Origin of the sequence: Anabaena catenula FACHB-362 (assembly GCF_014698735.1) — a bacterium.
Lineage (GTDB): Bacteria > Cyanobacteriota > Cyanobacteriia > Cyanobacteriales > Nostocaceae > Anabaena > Anabaena variabilis_A.
Map to the genome: position 1 here is coordinate 69,981 of NZ_JACJTQ010000013.1, position 20,650 is coordinate 90,630.

Genomic DNA, 20,650 nt, shown 5'->3' on the forward strand with positions numbered 1-20,650 from the left:
TTGGTATCAATAACAATTTTTCAACTCATCCTTACAAATAACCAGGGGTAAATCCATGACACACAATAATAATTCGAGTAATTCTGGTAATAAGAAAGTCGCTATTCTCATTGAACAAGGAGTAGAAGATCTAGAATTTATAGTACCTTATAATGGATTAAAGCAAGCCGGAATTGAGGTAGTAGTCCTTGGTTCTCGGATGAATGAAAAATATAAAGGTAAACGAGGAAAACTGAGCAAACAAGCTGATGCAACCACAACAGAAGCTATAGTTGATGAATTCGCGGCGGTAGTAATTCCTGGTGGTATGGCTCCTGATAAAATGCGGCTTAATTGTAATACAGTTTGCTTTGTCAGAGAAGCAATGAAGCAAGGTAAATTGATAGCTGCTGTATGTCATGGACCACAAGTTTTAATTGAAGGTGATTTACTCAAAGATAAACAAATAACAGGATTTACTGCTATTCGCAAAGACATCAGTAATGCTGGAGCAAATTATATAGATGAGCCAGTAGTTGTAGACGGTAATTTAATTACATCCCGTGAACCTGGTGACTTGGCAATTTTTACAACAGCACTATTAAATCGTTTGGGTTATGGTGGTAAAGAGGCTGGATTACCTGATGAGAAAGACACAAGTGCTGAATGGTGGAAATTAGCTGATGCTTGGGGTGGTTCAACAAAGAATGAAATTCTGAAAGGTTTGAATACGGCTTTAGCTGGTGAACGTTATTCGATGGAAGCTTTAGAACATTATTTAGAAAAAGAATCTGATCAGGAAGTAAGCGCGCTGTTTCAAGAAATGATTTTGAATAAACAGCACCACATTAAAAAGCTGGAAACTTATCTGAATATATTGCACGAAAAACCATCTTTGGCTGCTAATATCGCTAATCAATATGCCCAATTTAAAACAGCCTTAACTGGTAGTGATGATATCTATCAAATACGTTGTGCATTAGGTGATATCCAAACAGGTATTGGTGATCTTAGCAATTTGTCGGCAATGTATACTGACCCCGTAGCCACAGCAATTTTCAAAGAAATTCACAACGATTTAGGTAAAGATGAACAGCGATTAATAGAACTTTATCGGGCGCGGATTGCTGCTGGTATTAAGCCTCCTACACCAACTTCTGGGGCGGCTGTTACTCTAGGTTAGATTTGAGATTTTGGAGAGTAATCAAAACATCCAAAATTTTGATTTGATCTGTGGTCAAGTTAAATGTTGAGTCAAAATATCATACATTTGAGGTTTTTTATGAATCAGTTTTTGAATTTTCTACAAAGAAAATTTTTCCCTTCGATTGTGGTAATTTCTCTGGTGACTTTTACTTTTTTCGGTTTCCCTGCTTTGAATTATAGTAATTCTCTGGCGCAAGCAGATACTGTGAAAACTCCAGAAGGTATCTATTACAAAGGTACTCCCGACACGGGAAAAATCAGAAATGACAAGTCAGTAGAAAACGCTCCGAAAAAACTGAAAGAGACGGCTGAAAACATCAAAGAAAGACTAAATCTTGATGAACCAGTTCCCGATGCGACAAAAGAGTTTTTAGAAGATGTAAAAACAAATGTTGAAAAAACTGTAGAGCCAATTACGGGTAATCGACGCGGTTTTTATCAAGAAAATGTCCCTGAAAAATCAAAATAACAATAAGTAGCCATCATGAACTGCATACACCAGAACATATGAAAAAAAACTTCTTATTCCCCTCCACGAAACAGCGGGGAGGGGTTAGGGGTGGGGTCTTAATTTCAAGTCAGTTAACAACTTTCTGGCATATTTCTGAATTCACATTGATTAATTGTGGCGGTAAAAACATGAGTGATACCAGTGTTAAAAAAGTAGATTCTGCCTATTCTCCAAAAGGTCAACTCGGTCAGAAGTATCTTGCCTCTGGTAAAAATGTTTCCATGCGTTTGTGGGAAGACGAACAACCAGAAAATGATAAGCAGCCAACTCAAAGAGAATATGAAACTGTTGGGTTTGTAATTAATGGTCGGGCGGAATTGGATATTGAGGGACAAAAAATTGTGTTGGAAAGGGGAAGTTCCTGGGTAGTACCAAAGGGTGCGAGGCATTCTTATAAGATTCTGGAACCATTTACTGCAATTGAGGCGACTAGTCCGCCGGCTCACATTCATGCAAGAGATGAACATTAAACTGTTTAAATAGTTTAAATATCTAATTACTAGCCTCCTTACTTAATAAGTAAGGAGGTTTTTTATAGATTTATAGTTTTGTGGGACAAGAAAGGTTTAAAATTCATCAAGATATGTATTGATGAATAAATTATGCTAACTTTGACGCAATATAAACGAACTGACTCCAATGTTGTAGTTAATTTAACTCTCGCACTCACCGCAGAAGAACGCACCCGCAGCCGTCACCGATTTACATTGGAGGATGGTAAAGTTGTGTTTTTGCGTTTACCGAGAGGTACGGTTTTACATGATGGTGATATTCTCGCTGATGAAAGTCAAAGTAATTTAATCAAAATTATTGCTAAACCTGAACCTGTTTTGACTGTGTTTGCTGCCACACCTTTATTATTAAGGGCTGCATATCATTTGGGAAATCGTCATGTACCTGTAGAAATTACTCCAACTTATTTACGCTTGTCACCTGATGCAGTTTTACAGGCTATGTTGACACAATTAGGTTTAGAAATTAAGGAAGAAGTTATACCTTTTCAACCAGAATTAGGAGCTTATGGACATTCTCACTCATAGTAATTTTTTATCTATTTTACAATTAGCTAGTCCAGCTTTACCGGTGGGAGCTTATAGCTATTCAGAAGGTTTGGAAATGTTGGTGGAAAATGGCACTATTGCTAATGTGGAAAATCTCAAACATTGGTTAGAAGCTGAGTTACGTTATGGGTCAATTCGGCTAGATACCGCTGTAATGGTAAGAGGGTTCAATGCTGCTAATATCGATGATGTGGAAGCTTTACGTCGATGGAATTTGTGGTTATCTGCGGTGAGAGATACTGAAGAGTTACGCGCTTCTAGTTGGCAAATGGGGCGATCGCTCATACAATTATTAGGTAAACTCGCACCAGCAACTTTACCATTAGCTACATCTGTGGGTTATCCTTGCAATTATGCGATCGCATTTGGCATTGCTGGCGCTCATTGGCAAATTAGCACAGAAGTTGCATCATTAGCATATCTCCATAGTTGGGCAAATAATTTAATTACTGCGGGAGTTAAACTTATTCCTCTAGGTCAAACTGCTGGACAAGAATTATTACTTGGGTTACAAGAATTATTAACTGCTGCAATGGTGGAAATTCTGGCTTTGGAGGATGATGATTTGGCTTGTTGTAGTTGGGGGTTATCTTTGGCTAGTATGCAGCATGAAACCCAGTATACTAGGTTGTTTAGAAGTTAAATCAGGGAATAGGTGACAGGTGACAGGTGACAGGTGACAGGGAATAGGGAATAGGGAATAGGGAATAGGGAATATTTGATAATTTCACAAATAACTAATGACTAATGACTAATAACTAATAACTAATGACTAATTTTATGAATACATTTCGAGTTGGGGTAGCAGGGCCAGTGGGTTCGGGGAAAACGGCTTTAGTTGATGCTTTGTGTAAGGCTTTACGCGCACAATATAACTTAGCAGTAGTGACGAATGATATATATACTCAAGAGGATGCCCAGTTTTTGGTGCGTTCTCAGGCGTTGGAGAGCGATCGCATTTTGGGTGTAGAAACAGGAGGTTGTCCCCATACTGCTATCCGCGAAGATGCTTCCATGAATTTAGCCGCAATTGAACAACTGGAAGAAAAATTCACAGATTTAGATTTGGTGTTTTTAGAAAGTGGTGGTGATAATTTAGCTGCTACTTTTAGTCCTGAATTAGTTGATTTAACAATCTATGTGATTGATGTGGCTGCTGGTGATAAAATTCCTCGCAAAGGTGGCCCAGGTATTACTAAATCTGATTTATTAGTTATTAATAAAACCGACCTTGCACCCTATGTTGGTGCTGATTTAGGTGTGATGGAACGAGATGCAAAAAAAATGCGCGATGAAAAACCTTTCATTTTTACGAATTTGAAAACTCAAGCCGGTTTAGCAGATGTCATTGAATTTGTTACCACGCACATTTGCTAAAATAAGACTATTACTCTTTGTTAAAGTCTTTTTTTTAACGTTCGCGAAGCGTGGCGTTAGCCATACCGCAGAGGCGCAGAGGACACAGAGAAGGAAGAAAAGGAAGAAATTGTTTAGCTGAACTCTATTGAGTTATAAAACTTTCACAAATTTTATATAGCAATCCTATTTGATTTTTGAAATATAAGTAGGGTGGGCATTGCCCACCGTAAGCGGGTTTTGGTGAGCTATACGACTAACACCGTTTATAGTTTCAACCCTATTCCCTGTGATATTACAATAATTCTGTAATCGAAAATTATCGTTGTTTGTCTAGTTTTTGTGGGAGCATCCCAAATGTGTAAGTTTATTTTTTATCTGAGCTTCCAACTGAATACAAAGCATAAAATAAACGAACCGCGTTCGCGTAGCGTCCCGTAGGGATAGACGCGAAGAGCGCGTTCGCGTAGCGTGCCGAAGGCATAGGTAAGAGGTAAAACAGGTTTTTTGGGTTAGTTGCGTATATTTTTGCAAAATTGGGATGCTCCCGTTTTTGTGGGCATTGCCCACCCTACACAACTACACAACTTTCAAACCTATTCCCTATTCCCTATTCCCTGTTCCCTATTTCTTGCTAGATTACAATTCTGTAATCGAAAATTCTCGTTGTTTATCTAGTTCTCGGAGTCGCTTTTTTTCAGATGTAAAGGCTTCACCATAAACTGTAGAGCCAGTTTGTTGCCATTGTTCCCAAAAGTATTGATAGCGTTTTTCTCTTATCATTTTTTCCATACATACAAGAATTTTTTCTACAACATGAGGAGTACGTATTATATCAAGTTTTGTTTTCTCATTTAAATGAAATAAATGAGCAACTAATACTAATTCTTCTGATAATTCTAAATATCGATTTTGCAAACTGGAAATTAAATCAGCTTCGTCTGTTAATTCGGAAATCTGTAACCATAAAAAACGGTGATGAGAAAGGCTCAATTCTAAATTTCGCTCTTCTAATTCGTTAATTATTACTTGACGTTGTTCTGGACAATGGAGATAAATTTGTAATAATAACGCCTCGGCTCTTTCTAGTAGACTACGTTCTGTATTTACTAGAGATAGCTTTGGCGTTTTAGGCTCCTGTTTGCGTACTCTTGCACTTGGGCTTTGTACCTTAGTAGGAGCAATTTGAGTTAGTAAGTTCTCAACTCTTAGAGGAATAAGTCTAGCGTCCCCTAAGCTGAGTATTTCTGCACAGTAGGAAATGTAGTAATTAAGAGTATCACTATTAACTATATTTTGCAAGAGTTTTACTATTTGTTGCGTGACTTGTTGAAAGTCAGTAGCTTGTCTTAAATCTCTATTTTGAATAATTTGGTCAATCTGCCAATTTAACCATAATGGGGCGTTGGTTAATAATTGCTGATAATCTGCTGCTGTATGACTATGTAAATATTCATCAGCATCTTTACCGTTGGGTAAGTTAAGAATTTTTAATTGCACTTCGCCTTGATATGCTAATGTCGCAATTTCACCGATCGCTCTTTCGGCGGCGTTGGTTCCAGCTTTATCAGCATCAAAGTTGAGTACTAGTTGTTTAGAATCGGTGTAACGCAAGAGTAGACGGACTTGTTCTATGCTTAAAGCTGTTCCCAGAGAAGCGACGGCGTTATTAATTCCCGCAGCATGGAGAGCGATCGCATCAAAGTATCCCTCAACTACCACAGCTTGATCTAGTTTAGCAATTCCGTCTTTAGCTTGATCTAGAGCAAATAAGGTTTTACCTTTACTGAAAAGTTCTGTTTCTGGGGAATTTAAATATTTGGGTTGTTCATCTGTCAGTGTTCTCCCACCAAAAGCAATTACTCGCCCTTGTACGTCACGAATAGGAATCATCAACCGATCCCGAAATACATCATAATATCCACCTCCTTCTTTCCTCGGTTTAATCAAACCCGCCTTTTCCACCAATTGCACTGGGTAACGTTTATCTTCCACCAAATACCGATGCAGGGTTTCCCAACCAGAGGGTGCATAACCTAAACCAAATTGTTGAATTGTCTCTTCTTTAAGTTGGCGACTCTCCTGTAAATACTGCATTACCTTTTGTTGCTGCGTGTGTCTGAGGGCGTGTTGATAAAATTGGGCTGTGGAAGCCAAAACCTCGTACAACTGCTCACGCAGAGATAACTGGCGCTGTAATTCTTGCCTTTGTTCTGGTTCTAAGGTTTGTACAGGGACTTGGTAACGTCGCGCTAAGTCTAGTACTACTTCCGTAAAGTGGCGTTTACTCAAATCCATGACAAACTTAATGGCGTTACCTCCAGCTTGACAACCGAAGCAATAATACATTTGCTTACTGGGGCTGACAGTAAAACTGGGGCTTTTCTCATCATGAAAAGGGCATAAACCGACAAAATCTTTTCCGCGCTTCCGTAAGACTACATACTCCGAAACCACATCAACAATATCAGCACGGAGTTTGACTTCTTCAACTGTGTCTGGATGTAAGCGGGGGATTTGCATTTTTTAGGTAATGGGGGGGATGGGGACGCGGGGTGGGGACGGGGACGCGGAGGAATCACCAATGACCAATGACCAATGACCAATGACCAATGACCAATGACTAATGACTATTATATTCTTGTTGTGAGAACCCGAATAATCGATAAAATTGCAAAAGAAAAGAGCTTAACAACGGGAAACATCAAAAATGGGACGTATTTTTATTTCGGCGGCGCATGGGGGCAAAGAAGCGGGCGGAATTGATTCTGGTGCGATCGCAGGTGGTACTACTGAAGCGAAAGAAATGATTCTTTTACGGGATTTGATTGTTACAGAACTGAGATCCCGGACTGTGGAAGTGTTAGCTGTTCCTGATGATTTAAGTGCTGCTCAAACTATTACCTGGATTAATTCTCGCGCTCGTTCCACTGATGTGACGGTAGAAATTCACTCTGATGCGGCTAGTAGTCCTAGTGTCCGGGGGGCTAGTGTTTTCTATATTGCCAACAACAATATCCGCAAGCAAAATGCAGAGATGTTGCTGATGGGATTGTTGCGCCGTGTGCCTCAATTACCCAATCGTGGCGTTAAACCTGATACAGATAGTGGCTTAGGTAGTTTAAGATTTTGTCGTCAGACTGCGATCGCTGCATTATCACTACAAGTAGGTTTTATTAGCAGTCCAGATGATCGAACTTTACTACAAACTCGTCGCCGTGATTTTGCTTTAGGAATTGTTGATGGATTAATAGCTTGGAGTCGAGCAGTTGATCCCAATCCTGGAAGTCCCGTAGAACCAAATTATCCACCAATTAATATCAATATCAATGGACAAAATTACGCAGAGCAAGGAGTACTGATTAATGGCAACTCTTATATCCCCATTGATTTAGTAGATCGGTTAGGGCTTGATTTATCAAAATCGCCTAATGTCCGCCGTATTACCTATCGCCGCATAGTTTATATCAAAGCCATAGAACTTCGAGATTTTAATATTTCTGTTGCCTGGGATAGTGCCAATAGTGCTGTCAAATTACGCTCAATTTCAACAGTTTCTCCAGGACAGAGTGACAAAATTATTGCCTATGGCTATACCTCAGAAATACAGCTACAAATCTTTTTAAAGAACAATAATGAAAACGCCTTGACCCAGTTTCCTGATGTGCCGAAACTTTATCGAGAAGAAGCTGCTCTCGAAGGAGTAAACCATGATCTTGCCTTTTGTCAAATGTGTTTAGAAACTGGATTCTTACGTTTTGGTGGTGATGTCAAACCTCAACAAAATAACTTTGCTGGATTAGGAGCGATAGGTGGTGGCGCACAAGCAGCATCTTTTCCTAGTGCCAGAATTGGTGTCAGAGCGCATATTCAACATTTGAAAGCCTACGCCAGTTTAGAACCTTTAGTACAACAAGAAGTAGATCCCCGATTTAGATTTGTCACCAGGGGTATTGCTCCATCAGTTGATAAACTATCAGGAAGATGGTCAGCAGATTTAGATTATGGTACAAAAATTAAAGCCTTATTTAAACGACTTTATGAATCAGCCGGATTGCTTTGATTGATGAATTTGAGATATTTCTGAAACTTCTGCACCTAAAGCTCGTCTATACCAATGTACTCAAATCACAAATATTATTTACAACAGACGAGGATTTTTATGCGCTTACCTATTGCTATCGGTGCGGGATTACTAATTTCTTTTGGGTCGTATTTACCATTAATTTCTCAACCACCTATTCAAGTAGCAAAAGCACAATCATCTAACTCAAATGTCAAAAAATTAAGAATTAATAAAAAACTATGGAATCGTCAAAATGTATCTAAATATAGCTATCAATTGACGCGAAGTTGTTTCTGCACAAAAGAAGCTAGAGGACCTGTGATTATTGAAGTTAATAATGGTATGACAACTTCTGTGATTTCTGTAGAAACTGGCAACCCTGTTGATCCAGAATTATTCAAACAATATGATACTATCCCTAAACTGTTTAGTGTAGTTAAAGATGCGATCGCTCGTAAAGCAGATAGTTTGACGGTGAAATACAACCCCAAACTTGGCTACCCAACTCAAATTAACATTGATTATAGCGCACAGATGGCAGATGAAGAATTATATTTGACAGTTGAAAATTTTAAGGTGCTGCAATAACTCATCTATTTCGCTGTCACAATAGGCTTTATCAATTAAAACCTGTTTAACTTGGAAATACTATAGAGACGTTTCCGGAACCGTCTCTGTATTAATTTTCATGATTGTGATCATTTAATTTACAGCGTATTCCAGGCAAATGAAATACAAGATTTAGTTACAAAGGTAAATAAAAAGCTGGTTTTACTGCTGTTTCCTGCTGTATGTTCACGCTGATTTAAAGAATCTGATAATTTCCCGAACATGATCGAGAAATTGTCCATCACTAGAAAGTTGTGCGATCGCATTTCTGGCTTCTCTCGATAGACGTTCATGTTCAGATTGATTTGTAGCCCGTAATTCTTCTAAATTAGCCATAATTCGCGCTAGTTCTCGGCGGGTTTCTTCCGAAAACCGTTGTTGATTAGCTACTAAAGAATAAGACTGTTCTGGATTGAGTTGATCTTCTAAAGATTGGATTTTTTGTTCAATTTCAGAAAAGCGATTCCGAAGTTCCAAAATATCTTCACGAGGATAAGTAAATGCTTGGCGAATCATTCTCAACCGAGCATACAAATATTCATAAGCGCTGATAGCTGGACGCAGTAAAGTTAATAACAAAGCTGCACCAGAACTGATATATCCTACAGCACTAATACCAGTAGCGGCTAAGATATAAAGACCAACGGCTGAAATTAAGTGTAAACCAATTGCCAGCCAGAAGGAACGCTTTGCCAAAACTTTCACATACTTAACTTGTTTTTCATCTACGGGAATATTTTTTTCAATTGATTCTGCTGCTTCTACTAAAACTTCTTTAGCTTGAAAATGCACATTCCAGGGAACTGTGACAATTACTAATAACCACCAAAAACTTGCACCACCAATTACCCAATCGAGAAAATTACCAGCAGGTATATGTAACCATTGCAAAACCCCAAAAGCTAGTAATACTGTGACAACAATTCCCACAATAGAACTGATAAAAAAGTTGAAATACATATTTTTTATCTTTGGTAAAACAGTTATCCCCATCATGGCTACAGGTTAGCTGTTATACTTCTGTCCCTGTGCTGGTTTTTCTAATAGCACATGGTAATTATAGAAATTTGGGATTTTGAACTTGAGTTTTTAGTCTGCTTACTTGTGATAGTTTTTGCAGTAGCACACACCAACTAAAGAATCAGATAACTACGCCAAATTGGGTGAGTATTTTGACTATTTTTGTCTGGAAGCAGCAACCTCCAGCTTTTACCTTCTTTCTGAATTTGCAAATAAAGTTCAAAGGGTTTTTGCGCTTGGGTAAAGCTGCGTTTTGGTAATTTGACTATGAGATTATAGGTTCCGCGCACACGGTAAGCAGGTAAATTTTCAATCGTTAGGGGTTTTTGTTGAGTAATTGAAAGTCCCTGGATGTCAAATGCTTGGAAGTCTAAATCTAGCTTTTGGCTAAGTTGCTGTTGGGTTTGTTCTACCTGGAGTGCGATCGCTTTTTGGACTAAATCATAAGTCGGTAGCAATACAATACTACTACAAGCTGTTAACAAAACTAAAATCACTGTCACAAACAACCGCACCATATGCTTCTAAAAATTGTAAAATTTGATGATCAAGATGCTGAAATTACTGGCTAAACAAAGCCCAAGCCAAAAACCTTTCAGTGTAATATAACGCTAATTGATTACTAACACCATTGAAAACCGCATCAAAAGCGTGTTCAGCCCAAGGAATTTCTAGAAAAACCGCAGTATTCCCAGAGTTATGTAAACGCTCATACATCTGTCTACCAAATCGCGCTTCTACTAAATGATCACGACTACCATAAATTAATAAAGTTGGTGGTAAAGAACGAGTAACGTAATTTATCGGTGAAGCAATTTTATACTGTTGAGGAAATTCTGCTAAAGAGCCACCAATAAATGCTTTTAAAACTGCGCGACTGTTAATAGGATCAGGATGTGGTGGTGATTTGTATCCTTCAGTTAAGTTAATAGGGCCGTAATAGTTTACCACAGCCAAAATAGATGGTGCATTTGGTTGATAAGCCGCCAACATCGCTAAGTGCGCTCCCGAAGAACGTCCTAATAATATCATGCGTTCTGAATCTGCTTCATATTCAGCAGCGTGTTTGCGAATAAAATTTAGGGCTGTATTTATATCATCTAATTGAGCCGGAAATTTATATTCGGGTGCGTGTCGATAATCAATAGCAAATACCGTATATCCGCGACTGGCAATATATTGATTAAATTCAGAATTTGCATGAGGATTGCCATATTGCCAAGCTCCACCATAAATGACTACCAGCGCTGGATATTTCCCCACTGCTTGAGGTTGATAAACTTCCATTTTTAAAGCCATTCCTGCCGGATTAGCAAAAATAATCCCGGTTTGATGACGAGTTTTACCTAATGGAATACCTCGGAAAGTATTAATTAAACTAAAAGGACTGGGTTGCATCTTGGTGCTGACTTGGATAGGAATTTTGTCTAAATAATTGGCACCTAACCCTTGTTTCATCCCTTGCTCTATTTGCATTTGAGTTGTTGTAATATTCACTAGCACCAATGAACAAAATAACAATCCTATGCAGCTAAAAATGTATGCCAGACGCTGTATTTTACGCTGACGAATCCCAAAAAAAGAAAGCAATAAAGAAAGTACATTTAATATCAACAACCAAGGACTAACTTCTGGCGCTCCTACTGCCAGTTTAAGTAAAAACATATTGGGAGCAGGAATAATAATCCAAGCACTGAGGAATAGACTAATTAAACTTAGTAATAATGCGAGCAAGGAAAACAATATTTTACTTTGATAGAACATTTAACATCAACCAATTTAGTCTATTTTATACCATTTTTGACGTTGATTCATACTGATAGACTACGCCAATGCGAAGGGAATAGAAATATCTACAAAATCAGCCTTGCGTGTATTGCTCTGTGATAATTATGCTCTCAATTGGTGTCATTTTTACCGCCATATACATATCCATATACATATAATTTAATTTTGTAGTTAACTATATCACAACCGAAAAGGTATTAAATAGCAATAATTACCAGCCATAATGCCGATTACTTATTCAAAATCAAGTACCTTTCTAACTAAAGAAAGATAATTAAATTGCTTGCAATAGTTATATTTACATCTAAATTAATCTGAGGATACAAAATAATGTATAAACTTCACCAGATAGCTCACAATAAACTCTTAAAAAAGATTAATACAATTCCCTTGATACGATATCAAGGTGAATTAGCTTATCAAGAAGCAGTAAAAAAACATATTATCAATCTGCCTCATCTTTCAAAAAGTGATCTTGATTTAGTAAATACAATGAAAAAGGAAGGTGTTGTAATTACTTCATTAGAAGAATTAGCTATACCATCTACCTATCGATTACTAGATGGCGTAAAAAATATTATGCCCAGATTAGAAAAAAATGTTCATAGTCATGAAAAACAATTTGTTTTTCATGCTAGTTCCCGGCAAATAATGCAATATCCAGAAATATTTTTGTGGGGACTAGAACAACGTTTACTTAACATTGTTGAGAATTACTTTGGTTTTCCAGTAGCCTATCATGGTGTATATTTTCGTAGAGATATCACCAATCAATTAGAGAAAGGTTCAAGATTATGGCATATAGATAGTGAAGCTCGAAGGGTCATGAAAATTATCATTTATTTAAATGATGTTGATGAGAACCAAGGACCATTTCAATATATTTCTCAGTCTTTAACTTCACACATAGCTCATTCTTTAAAATATGTATGTGGTTATATTCTCGACAAAACCATGCAAGAGGTTATATCTTCGGAAAATTATAATTCATGTCTTGGTTCTAACGGTACAGTGATATTTGCTGCTACAGACAGTATATTTCATCGTGGGAAAATACCCATAACATCAGATAGATTTACTCTCTTTTTTGATTATACACCCCGAAGTAAAAAGCATTCATTTTATAGTAGTATATCCTTGCCCTATGAAGACTTAACTTTATTAGCAGAAAATTTTTCAGAATCACAAAAAAAGCATATTCTTTGGCAATAAAAAATCGATGAATGAACAACCAATTTCTAAGTATTGCAGGTGACAGTGTGAAAAGTCTTTTGGCATCTAGGTTTTATAGCGTTTCCTAGTCTGGTGAAGTACAAAATCATCTGCGTTTATCTGCGTCCATCTGTCTTGAAAAGTTTCCTACGCCGGGAAACCCGGCTTCGAGGAACTTTTCGCTGCGTTTAATTATTACAGCTTGTACCTCATTTGAATGGTAATTGCTATATCAATGGCTTACGCCATACCACCATGTAGAGATTAGGAAATTTCTCTACAAGATGGCTTATTTAAATGCTAATTGCTGTAAAATCAGTCAGTTTTTAAGGTTTTACTAAAAATGCGATAATACAACCAAGTTGTAAATTCCTTGATGGGAAACAGCAAATATGTCAGCGGGTTTACCGTGACAATAATATTCCTAAAATCCCGCTTGGCTAAAAACAAAATCCCTCGTGCTACTTGGGTTGCTGACATCACACCATAAGGATTTAGTTGACTCTTAAACGGTCCCAAGATTAACTTGCGAATTACACAAACTCTATCTAGCTGCTTGAGAGTAATAATATCCCCTAAGGCTCTTTTACTGAGTTCATACAGGGGACTCAAGGCTGGGGAAACCTCCGCTTCAGAAGTGTTCACCCAAATTTCCTTAGTTGCTTTGGCGAATGGGCCTGTAACAGTTGCAGAAAATATATCTATCAACCGCAACGCCGAAAAGGTGTTCACTTCATAGGAATTTTGAATTGCTGCCGAAGTGCGATCGCTATAAACATTCACGCCATGATTGATAATTAGAATATCCACTTTCTCTAATCTGGCTTGTAGTTCCGCTTCATTACCCAATTCCCAAGCCAGCACTTTCACCCCAGCTTGCGGCTGTATTTTGTCGGGATTGGTGCTTAATGCCACAACTGTAGCATTGTGCTTCAGCAATTCTGCCGCTAATGCTTGTCCTAAAGCACCAGATGCACCCGTCAAAGCCACGGTTTTACCTTTGACAGAAAGTCCTGTTCCCAATATTTTATCCACTAAAGGAAAGACACCACTGTAATAAGCGTTAACATCATCAAAATGATGTCGCCAATGATAAGTTCTATTCACCAGCCAAACGGAAGGAATTGTCTGCAAAGGTCCAGGTAGGTGGTTGTAGTCTGTATCAATGGTTCCTTGGAAATAGCGCCCAGATGCACCATACAAAAAAGTTACAGCATAGATGACTCCCAACCATAACCCCCATTGCTGGCCGAGTAAGGCAAGTGCTGTTAATATGACTACCAGTAAACTCGACTCTAATATGTCATGGTAAAGCTGGGAATCCAGATAAGCTTTCTGGGAAACTAACGATAAATCCCGACGATAAGCCGCATGGTGCTTATTGTGCCATTTAGCCAGCCAAGTTACCTGGTGACACAAAGCATGGTAGCTGTCCCTTAATATTTCTGCGAGTAATAGGGAGAATAACCCCCAAGCCGCAAACTGCACGCAGGTGTTTACTAAAACCCAATCAATTGTTAAGCTTTCAGCCAGTCTCATCACGTTTTTGTTGACACCATTTATTCTTAATTATTCTTCATAATAGATAATAGGTAAGACGTAATGGGTAAAATTTTTTTCCAATCCCCAATTTTTTGAGGTTTTGAATATGCTTGCTTCCTGCCCAATCCATGTCACTACAAAGCGAGGATTAAATATATAAATCGCTTTCAATAATATTGGAATGTATTTAAATGCGCTAGTACTTAAGTGTATGAAGTCGTCACTTTTGAATCAGCACAGGTGACTCTTGACAGGAAGACAACGGAGTTTAATCAAGAATTAAACCTTTTTCCCAATTACCCATTACCAGCCTAAACTAGATGACTAGTACACAAGGGTAGCCGTCAACCAACTATTAAAAATCCCTGAAAAGCTTATACAATCTGCTTTTTAAATTTTTTAATTTTTAATTCTGCCCTGCGGTACCAGCAACTTGGGTAAATATCTTTTTTGATAAGTTTAACAAAATCAAGTATCAACTTTACTAGTTTATTCATAAAAATAAATATTATTAAATATGAATAATTATGGCGGGTTAGGGACTGCCGAACTAAAGCGTTCCAACTAATCGGGTCAACTAGACAGTCTGCAATTGATATTCGACAGTTAACATACCCAACAAAATTGTATAATCTATATTTTGCTGATTAACGGGACTTAGATAAAAATTCAAGTTTTTCTTAATCATGTGGTCATAATTATTTTTTCTTCATGCTCCACAGCTTATCTGCTTTTCAAACTTATTTTCACACAGACAGGATTGCTATATTATGACATTATTTAATCCAGAAGATTGTTTAATTTTAGTGGTCGATGATGTCAAACTAAATTTGCAAGTCATAGCCAATATTCTAGATAAAGTTGGCTATGAATATACCTTAGTATCCAATGGTAATCAAGCTTTAGAACGTGCCAAATCGGCTCGTCCAGACTTAATCTTATTAGACTTAATGATGCCAGAAATGGATGGTTTAGAGGTATGTGAACAAATTCAAAATAATCCTGAATTATCGGAAATTCCGATTATTTTTATTTCTGCTAGTAAACAACAAGATCATTTGCTGCAAGCTTTTGAAAAAGGAGCAGTTGATTACATTACAAAACCCTTTTATGCAGCGGAACTTCTAGCTCGTGTGAGAATGCATTTAGAACTAAAATATTCACGGCAAGAATTGAAAAAATTATTACATGAACAAGGAGAATTGGTCAAAAAATTAGAAACATTAGCCAATACAGATCCATTGACTGGGGTTTGGAACCGTCGTTATCTTTTAATGATAGCAGAACAAGAAATAAAGCGTAGTCAAAGATATTATTTGTCTTTTGCTGTTCTTTTAATAGATATTGACTATTTTAAACGAATTAACGATACATTTGGACATAGTATAGGAGATGAAGTCATTATATTCATGACCAAAACTGTCCTCAGTTATTTGCGTCAAGTAGATTCTTTTGGTAGATTTGGAGGTGAAGAATTTGTAGTATTATTACCAGAAACGAATATCAATGCAGCCATAATAGTAGCTGAACGTATCCGAGAAAATATTAACAATCAATATATTTTTGTCGGAGAAAAAAAAGTATCAATTACAGTCAGTATTGGTATAGCCAGCTATAACTCGGCAGACAAGACTATTGATACTATCATTCAACGAGCCGATAAGGCACTTTATCAAGCCAAAAATCAAGGACGCAACCGCGTAATTGCTGATACAGCAGGGAATAGGGAATAGGGAAAGAAGTTGGATATATAGCAGGTGACAGGGGACAGTCTGAAGAGTCTTTTGGTGTCTAGGTTTTATAATCAGTTGGTGTCCTAACCGTCCTGTCTGTTGCTATAAGTAGTCGGACAAAATTAAAAAAGTAGGGCTGTAGCTTGCTTCTCCAAAGGGGTACACTACAGACTAAAATCTAAAATCCAAAATTGCGTGATTTCTTTAAATCAAAGTTTCTAGTGCTTTTCGTACAGATGGAAATTGCTCCATTATTAATGGTAGTTGATCCATATTAAAAGCATCCAAGTTACTGTGCAGAGAATTAGCATAATCCACTAATAATTGACAGTCATACTCTTGTCCCCATGCCTCTAATCGTTGAATAAACTGCTTTATTTGCCGAATTTTAAGAGTTTTACGTAAAGTATTCCAGACCATTTCTTCTTCTTGTTCTAATTTAATTAATAATTCTGATAAATTTATCGGAACTCTTAATAATTTATGACTATTAATATGACTGTGAAAGCTATCTGATTGATTCTGATTTTCAACTATACTCAGCGGTTGTAAATGTTTCCTCAGTTCTGTTAAAAGTTGGATACGACTAATAGGTTTGCATAAAAACCCCTGACAGATTCGCTCAAGTTCATACTGCTCTTGGGGCTGAGATGAAGCAGTGATAATCACTATAGGAATATTTTGGGTTTCTTCATCTTGTTTGAGATGTTTTGCGGTTTCTTTTCCATCCATGTAGGGCATTTTTATATCCAGCAAAATCAAATCGGGTTGGTGTAATTGAGCTAAATGAATGGCTTTTTGTCCATCTTCTGCAAGCAGAACCAGATGATGAGTTTTATCAAAATATCCCTTGATTAATTCCCGATTTGAATCTACATCATCCACAACTAAAATTGTACTGGGGTTGAATTGGTTCAAATGGTCATCTTGGTAAGATTCTGTAACTATTTGTGTCAACTCAAGCGCAGGTGAAACTGTTGGAAAAACGAAAGTGAAAATACTACCTATTCCCAATTCACTTTGGACTGTCACCATTCCCCCCATCATATTAATTAATCGTTGAGTGATTGCTAGTCCTAAACCTGTACCTCCATATTTGCGGTTGCTTTGTCCGGCACTTTGAACAAAAGCCTCAAAAATGCTCTTTTGTTGACTACGTTCAATACCAATACCTGTATCTTCAACAGCAATTTCTAACCAGATTTTTTCGACATTATTTGTACAATAGGGATGAGCGCGAATAGATATTTGAATATGTCCTTTTTCGGTGAACTTCAACGCATTGCCGACAACATTAAAAAGAATTTGGCGCAAACGAATTTCATCAATATAAACAGCTTGAGGTAATGTGTCCTCAATATTGGAGCGAAGAATTAAATTCTTTGCGGTTGCAGTTGGGTTAAATATTTGTAATATTTCTTGAATTAATGCCCGTAAATCTATAGGTTCATAGTGGAGTTCAAGTTTGCCAGCTTCAATTTTAGAAAGGTCAAGAATATCATTAATCAATGCGAGTAGAGTTCTACTACTGGTAGTAATTGCTTCAACATAAGCGGCGATAGGAGCTTCTGTGACAGCAGATTGTAATAAGTCGGCAAAACCCAAAATAGCATTCATCGGAGTACGAATTTCGTGACTCATATTCGCAAGAAATTCGCTTTTCGCTTGGTTAGCAGTTTCTGCTTGCCGTTTTGCTTCCTCCAGTGCCAAGTTTTTCAGGGTCAGTTCTTCTTCAGCTTGTTTGCGAGCCGTTATGTCCATAACAGTTCCAAAGTAGCGAATAACTTCACCTGCTTCATTGGATAAAGCTACCGCTTGGCCAGATACCCAAATGATCTCTCCATTAGGCTTACAGTAACGATATTCCATTGAGAAAGCACGCCCTTGTTGGATAGCGCTATTCCATTCAGTCATAATCTTTTCTTGGTCATCGGGATGAAGTGCCTGAATCCAGCCCTTACCTAGAGCCTCTAGCATGGACATTCCGGTCAATTCTGAGCAACGGGGATTGATATACGAGCAGTTACCTTGGTCGTCAGTTTGAAAAATCCCAACGGGTGCATGGGTGACTAAAATTCTATAGCGTTGCTCACTTTCTCTCAGTGCGGCTTCGGCTCGTTTGCGATAGCTGATATCAGTTTCTAAGCCTACCATTCGCATGAGATTACCTGCTTGATCCCAGAGTGCTTGCCCCCGATCAAGAATCCACATATAGCTGCCGTCTCGGCGCTGTACACGGTACTCTACGCTGAAAAATGGTGTTTTTCGGTTGAGGTGATCGTTAAGCCTCTGGCTGACGTTTTCTATATCCTCTGGATGAATGTGCCTGAACCACTTCTCCATAAAGTCAGTTAACTCATGGGTTTGAAAACCACGCATTTCTTTCCAACGGTCTGATAAGAAAACTGCGTTGGTTTGCAGATTCCAATCCCAAATTCCGTCATTACTGCCACGTAGAGCCAGTTGCCACCGTTGTTCGCTGTCACGGAGGGCTGATTCTGTATGTTTGCGTTCGGCTTCAAGCCGCGTTTTTTCGCTGACATCATCGAGAACATAAGAAAAACGAGGGCGATTGCTATTGGCAAGGCCAATGTAACAAACTGTTCCAGACAACCATTTTACTTTTCCATCTGTGGTGTGTTGATATTCAAACCGAACTGGTTGACCTGTGCGTTGACTCTCTCGATAGTGAGTTATCCAGAGGCGAATATATTCTGGAGGTGTACCCATTTGACTGGCAAGTTGATTTTGCAGTAGCTCTGGGGTAGTCTTGAAAAATTGAGCAGATGCAGAGTTATCAGATAGATGTAAGATGTCATCATCTAGTAGTTCCACCACACCCATCATCATCGGTGCAGAATCATAAAAGCTCCGCACTGTTGCCTCTCTTTCCCTCAGTGCGGCTTCGGCTTGTTGAGCGCGGACTAACTCTTGTTGCAAACGTTGATTTGCGGCTTGTAATTCAGTAGTCCTTTCGGCTACTTTCGCTTCCAGTTCTATATTCGCTTTTTGGACTTGCTCTAGTAAAGTTCCTTGTTGAATAGCATTGGCTACTTGTATTGATAGGTGTTCTAGAAACTCTATTTCATCAGGTTGCCACTGACGCACATCTATACAGCTGTGGGCAATCAGCAATCCCCAAAGTGAATTATCTAATATGATTGGGACTAATAAATAGGCTTTGATTTGAAACTGTGTTAAGAATTCAATGTGACAAGGACTCAAGTTAGCTTGATGAATATCGGCAATAGCTTTAGAACATTTGTGTTGCTCAAGGTCTAGCCAATTTGTCTCGCACCACTCACCTTTAATTATCCTATCTAAAATTGACCATTGGGGTGTCTCCACTGACTCCACTATTACCTGTCCACCCCCTGAAGGATAAAAGCGATAAATAACTACACGCTCAACCTGTAGTAATTCCCGGATTTCTGTTACGGTTGTGTGGAGAATTGTTTCTAAAGTTAAAGAGGCACGAATGCGAAAAGCGGTATCGGCTATAAGTTGATTGCGTTGAGTCTGCGTTTGTAGCTTGGCTTTCTTGAGGCTAACTTGTTCGTTGAGATCAGAATTAAGGCGTTTTAGCAAATTAACTTTTTCATTCTCTAGCTGCTGCACCTGTTCTTGTAATAGGGTAATAACTTGGTACAGTTCCTTAACATCTACAGATTGTAAGATGCCTGTCTGTGTCAAAATTCCTACCAGATAACCTTCGTTATTAGCGACAACAAATCGCCGAATTTTGTGGTGCTGCATTGCTTGATGAGTGTTCCAGAGGGAATCATCAGGATTCACTAAAAACAGAGGGGAACTCATTACCTGTTCACATGGCAATTTGCTCAAGTTCAACTCCAGGATTTGGAATTGAACAATATCCCGTTCTGTGATGATGCCCAAAGGACGGATTTTCCTGGGTGCAACGAGATTGCCAATCACAATACAACTGACATGATGAGAGGACATCAGTTGCGCTAATTCCAGCACCGTAGCTGTAGGAGGAGCATGAATTACATTTTCTGTCATTACCTCCTTGACATACCGACACTTGAGTAAATTTGCAGGTTGCAACATGGCGTGAATGCTACTCAGTGTTACCAATCCCACCAGTTGTCCCTGTTCGTTGAGAACTGGTAAATGGCGAATTCGATGCTGTCGGAGTAATTCTATGACTGTGATTGGCTCTTTTGCTTGCCATTCTTGACAGGTAATCAACTCCCTTGTCATGACTTCCGCAACTTTGGTTGTTCTGAAATTGCGCTCTTGTGCAGCTAGTTTCACTAAATCTCGTTCTGTTAGTAAGCCAACTAATTTTTGGTTATCTAAGACAAAAAAGCAACTGGTGTACAGAGAATCTGAGCTAGAGTCAGTCTTCCCTATTTGACTCATCATTTGTACTGCTTCCAGTAGGAATGCATCTGGATTGACAACAACAAAGTGGCGTTGAATACAATCTTGAGTGAAATAATCTAGTGACGGTGTTGTAGATTCCATAATCAACCCCTGAGAAGATATTCCTACAACCTGACTTGAAAATAAGACCCCACCCCTAACCCCGCTGTTTCGTGGA

General features: G+C 38.3%; 16 protein-coding genes. 10 read left to right on the forward strand and 6 right to left on the reverse strand.

The annotated features are described in order from the left end of the window. The first annotated feature begins 55 nt into the window (after window positions 1–55). From H6G68_RS10765 to ureG, 6 genes are all read left to right on the forward strand, one after another. Entirely contained in the window at window positions 56–1,162 is a 1,107-nt protein-coding gene (locus H6G68_RS10765; RefSeq protein WP_190906646.1) for a DJ-1/PfpI/YhbO family deglycase/protease, read from the forward strand. Between the two features lie 99 nt (window positions 1,163–1,261). Then, on the forward strand, window positions 1,262–1,654 hold the full coding sequence (locus H6G68_RS10770) for a hypothetical protein (protein WP_190906647.1): 393 nt from the start codon (window positions 1,262–1,264) through the stop codon (window positions 1,652–1,654). A gap of 170 nt (window positions 1,655–1,824) precedes the next feature. Further along, on the forward strand, window positions 1,825–2,166 hold the full coding sequence (locus H6G68_RS10775) for a cupin domain-containing protein (RefSeq protein ID WP_190906648.1): 342 nt from the start codon (window positions 1,825–1,827) through the stop codon (window positions 2,164–2,166). Between the two features lie 132 nt (window positions 2,167–2,298). Further along, window positions 2,299–2,736 carry an urease accessory protein UreE gene (gene ureE, locus H6G68_RS10780; RefSeq protein WP_190906649.1) on the forward strand — a complete coding sequence of 146 codons (438 nt, stop codon included), beginning with the start codon at window positions 2,299–2,301 and terminating at the stop codon, window positions 2,734–2,736. Next, window positions 2,717–3,400, forward strand: coding sequence for an urease accessory protein UreF (locus H6G68_RS10785; RefSeq protein WP_190906650.1), 684 nt, complete (start codon window positions 2,717–2,719; stop codon window positions 3,398–3,400). The genes ureE and H6G68_RS10785 overlap by 20 nt, the downstream gene beginning before the upstream one ends. 137 nt (window positions 3,401–3,537) lie before the next feature. Next, a complete protein-coding gene (gene ureG, locus H6G68_RS10790) occupies window positions 3,538–4,134 on the forward strand; it encodes an urease accessory protein UreG (RefSeq protein ID WP_190906696.1) in 597 nt (198 codons plus the stop codon). A 618-nt stretch (window positions 4,135–4,752) separates the two neighbouring features. On the opposite strand, the gene dnaG is transcribed toward ureG, so the two are convergent. Beyond that, window positions 4,753–6,636 (reverse strand): DNA primase, encoded by a 1,884-nt coding sequence (gene dnaG, locus H6G68_RS10795; protein ID WP_190906651.1) that lies wholly within the window; start codon window positions 6,634–6,636, stop codon window positions 4,753–4,755. 187 nt (window positions 6,637–6,823) lie between these two features. Between dnaG and tftA the strand changes: the two genes are divergently transcribed. Both tftA and H6G68_RS10805 read left to right on the forward strand, forming a co-directional pair. Further along, window positions 6,824–8,176 (forward strand): hormogonium tapered terminus morphoprotein TftA, encoded by a 1,353-nt coding sequence (gene tftA, locus H6G68_RS10800; RefSeq protein ID WP_190906652.1) that lies wholly within the window; start codon window positions 6,824–6,826, stop codon window positions 8,174–8,176. A gap of 99 nt (window positions 8,177–8,275) precedes the next feature. Further along, a complete protein-coding gene (locus H6G68_RS10805) occupies window positions 8,276–8,767 on the forward strand; it encodes a DUF6174 domain-containing protein (protein ID WP_190906653.1) in 492 nt (163 codons plus the stop codon). A 207-nt stretch (window positions 8,768–8,974) separates the two neighbouring features. Here H6G68_RS10805 and H6G68_RS10810 read toward each other — a convergent pair whose 3' ends face one another. From H6G68_RS10810 to H6G68_RS10820, 3 genes are all read right to left on the reverse strand, one after another. Continuing rightward, window positions 8,975–9,748 carry a hypothetical protein gene (locus H6G68_RS10810; RefSeq protein WP_190906654.1) on the reverse strand — a complete coding sequence of 258 codons (774 nt, stop codon included), beginning with the start codon at window positions 9,746–9,748 and terminating at the stop codon, window positions 8,975–8,977. Between the two features lie 173 nt (window positions 9,749–9,921). Beyond that, on the reverse strand, window positions 9,922–10,326 hold the full coding sequence (locus tag H6G68_RS10815) for a hypothetical protein (RefSeq protein WP_190906655.1): 405 nt from the start codon (window positions 10,324–10,326) through the stop codon (window positions 9,922–9,924). Between the two features lie 43 nt (window positions 10,327–10,369). Then, a complete protein-coding gene (locus H6G68_RS10820) occupies window positions 10,370–11,572 on the reverse strand; it encodes an alpha/beta hydrolase (protein WP_190906656.1) in 1,203 nt (400 codons plus the stop codon). A 354-nt stretch (window positions 11,573–11,926) separates the two neighbouring features. On the opposite strand from H6G68_RS10820, the gene H6G68_RS10825 reads away from it, so the two are divergent. After that, the gene (locus H6G68_RS10825) at window positions 11,927–12,808 is read left to right on the forward strand and encodes a 2OG-Fe(II) oxygenase (protein WP_190906657.1); all 882 of its coding nucleotides are present in this window, start codon (window positions 11,927–11,929) and stop codon (window positions 12,806–12,808) included. 315 nt (window positions 12,809–13,123) lie between these two features. On the opposite strand, the gene H6G68_RS10830 is transcribed toward H6G68_RS10825, so the two are convergent. Further along, entirely contained in the window at window positions 13,124–14,347 is a 1,224-nt protein-coding gene (locus H6G68_RS10830) for a bifunctional sterol desaturase/short chain dehydrogenase (RefSeq protein ID WP_190906658.1), read from the reverse strand. A 773-nt stretch (window positions 14,348–15,120) separates the two neighbouring features. Between H6G68_RS10830 and H6G68_RS10835 the strand changes: the two genes are divergently transcribed. Next, a complete protein-coding gene (locus H6G68_RS10835) occupies window positions 15,121–16,083 on the forward strand; it encodes a diguanylate cyclase (protein ID WP_190906659.1) in 963 nt (320 codons plus the stop codon). Between the two features lie 204 nt (window positions 16,084–16,287). Here H6G68_RS10835 and H6G68_RS10840 read toward each other — a convergent pair whose 3' ends face one another. Then, on the reverse strand, window positions 16,288–20,574 hold the full coding sequence (locus H6G68_RS10840; RefSeq protein ID WP_190906660.1) for a PAS domain-containing protein: 4,287 nt from the start codon (window positions 20,572–20,574) through the stop codon (window positions 16,288–16,290). Window positions 20,575–20,650 lie beyond the last annotated feature (76 nt).

Bases quoted from the DNA above. Each gene is read 5' to 3' on its own strand.
- ureE (WP_190906649.1), top strand. From the start codon at position 2,299: ATGCTAACTTTGACGCAATATAAACGAACTGACTCCAATGTTGTAGTT.
- H6G68_RS10765 (WP_190906646.1), top strand. From the start codon at position 56: ATGACACACAATAATAATTCGAGTAATTCTGGTAATAAGAAAGTCGCT.
- H6G68_RS10805 (WP_190906653.1), top strand. From the start codon at position 8,276: ATGCGCTTACCTATTGCTATCGGTGCGGGATTACTAATTTCTTTTGGG.
- H6G68_RS10810 (WP_190906654.1), bottom strand. From the start codon at position 9,748: ATGTATTTCAACTTTTTTATCAGTTCTATTGTGGGAATTGTTGTCACA.
- H6G68_RS10830 (WP_190906658.1), bottom strand. From the start codon at position 14,347: ATGAGACTGGCTGAAAGCTTAACAATTGATTGGGTTTTAGTAAACACC.
- H6G68_RS10835 (WP_190906659.1), top strand. From the start codon at position 15,121: ATGACATTATTTAATCCAGAAGATTGTTTAATTTTAGTGGTCGATGAT.
- H6G68_RS10770 (WP_190906647.1), top strand. From the start codon at position 1,262: ATGAATCAGTTTTTGAATTTTCTACAAAGAAAATTTTTCCCTTCGATT.
- H6G68_RS10775 (WP_190906648.1), top strand. From the start codon at position 1,825: ATGAGTGATACCAGTGTTAAAAAAGTAGATTCTGCCTATTCTCCAAAA.
- H6G68_RS10785 (WP_190906650.1), top strand. From the start codon at position 2,717: ATGGACATTCTCACTCATAGTAATTTTTTATCTATTTTACAATTAGCT.
- H6G68_RS10820 (WP_190906656.1), bottom strand. From the start codon at position 11,572: ATGTTCTATCAAAGTAAAATATTGTTTTCCTTGCTCGCATTATTACTA.
- H6G68_RS10825 (WP_190906657.1), top strand. From the start codon at position 11,927: ATGTATAAACTTCACCAGATAGCTCACAATAAACTCTTAAAAAAGATT.
- ureG (WP_190906696.1), top strand. From the start codon at position 3,538: ATGAATACATTTCGAGTTGGGGTAGCAGGGCCAGTGGGTTCGGGGAAA.
- H6G68_RS10840 (WP_190906660.1), bottom strand. From the start codon at position 20,574: ATGGAATCTACAACACCGTCACTAGATTATTTCACTCAAGATTGTATT.
- H6G68_RS10815 (WP_190906655.1), bottom strand. From the start codon at position 10,326: ATGGTGCGGTTGTTTGTGACAGTGATTTTAGTTTTGTTAACAGCTTGT.
- dnaG (WP_190906651.1), bottom strand. From the start codon at position 6,636: ATGCAAATCCCCCGCTTACATCCAGACACAGTTGAAGAAGTCAAACTC.
- tftA (WP_190906652.1), top strand. From the start codon at position 6,824: ATGGGACGTATTTTTATTTCGGCGGCGCATGGGGGCAAAGAAGCGGGC.